1 rRNA gene is annotated in these 1,342 nt (G+C 56.4%); it reads right to left on the reverse strand.

The features are described from left to right. Window position 1 precedes the first annotated feature (1 nt). Window positions 2–1,342, reverse strand: a 23S ribosomal RNA gene (locus tag QWJ34_RS26945); the annotation flags it as partial.

The raw sequence follows: 1,342 nt of genomic DNA on the forward strand, positions 1-1,342 counted from the left end.
GGAGGATAAGCCCTCGACCGATTAGTACTGGTCAGCTCCACGCATTGCTGCGCGTCCACCTCCAGCCTATTGACCTCGTCGTCTACAAGGGGTCTTACCAAATGTGGGAAATCTCATCTTGAGGGGGGCTTCACGCTTAGATGCTTTCAGCGTTTATCCCGTCCGCACGTAGCTACCCAGCGATGCTCCTGGCGGAACAACTGGTACACCAGCGGTGCGTCCATCCCGGTCCTCTCGTACTAAGGACAGCTCCTCTCAAATTTCCAACGCCCACGACAGATAGGGACCGAACTGTCTCACGACGTTCTGAACCCAGCTCGCGTACCGCTTTAATGGGCGAACAGCCCAACCCTTGGGACCTACTTCAGCCCCAGGATGCGATGAGCCGACATCGAGGTGCCAAACCTCCCCGTCGATGTGGACTCTTGGGGGAGATAAGCCTGTTATCCCCAGGGTAGCTTTTATCCGTTGAGCGATGGCCCTTCCATGCGGTACCACCGGATCACTAAGCCCGACTTTCGTCCCTGCTCGACCTGTCCGTCTCGCAGTCAAGCTCCCTTATGCCTTTACACGCTGCGAATGATTTCCAACCATTCTGAGGGAACCTTTGGGCGCCTCCGTTACACTTTAGGAGGCGACCGCCCCAGTCAAACTGCCCGCCTGACACGGTCCCTGTACCGGATTCACGGTACGAGGTTAGAACTAGCATGCGATCAGGGTGGTATCCCAACGGCGCCTCCCCCGAAGCTGGCGCTCCGAGCTCCAAGGCTCCCACCTATCCTGTACAAATCGCACCCCAGTCCAATATCAAGCTGCAGTAAAGCTCCATGGGGTCTTTCCGTCTTGTCGCGGGTAACCTGCATCTTCACAGGTATTAAAATTTCACCGGATCTCTCGTTGAGACAGCGCCCAAGTCGTTACGCCATTCGTGCGGGTCAGAATTTACCTGACAAGGAATTTCGCTACCTTAGGACCGTTATAGTTACGGCCGCCGTTTACTGGGGCTTCAATTCAGAGCGTCGCCTTGCGGCTAACCCCTCCTCTTAACCTTCCAGCACCGGGCAGGCGTCAGCCCGTATACTTCGCCTTGCGGCTTCGCACAGACCTGTGTTTTTGCTAAACAGTCGCTTGGGCCTTTTCACTGCGGCCCCCTCGTGCTATTCACACTACCGGGGCACCCCTTCTCCCGAAGTTACGGGGTCATTTTGCCGAGTTCCTTAACGAGAGTTCTTCCGCGCGCCTTAGAATACTCTTCCCACCCACCTGTGTCGGTTTGCGGTACGGGCGCCTTCACCTGGCTAGAAGCTTTTCTTGGCAGTGTGAGCCCAGGACCTTCGCTACT

The organism is Saccharibacillus sp. CPCC 101409 (assembly GCF_030518235.1).
In the GTDB taxonomy this organism is placed as follows: Bacteria; Bacillota; Bacilli; order Paenibacillales; family Paenibacillaceae; genus Saccharibacillus.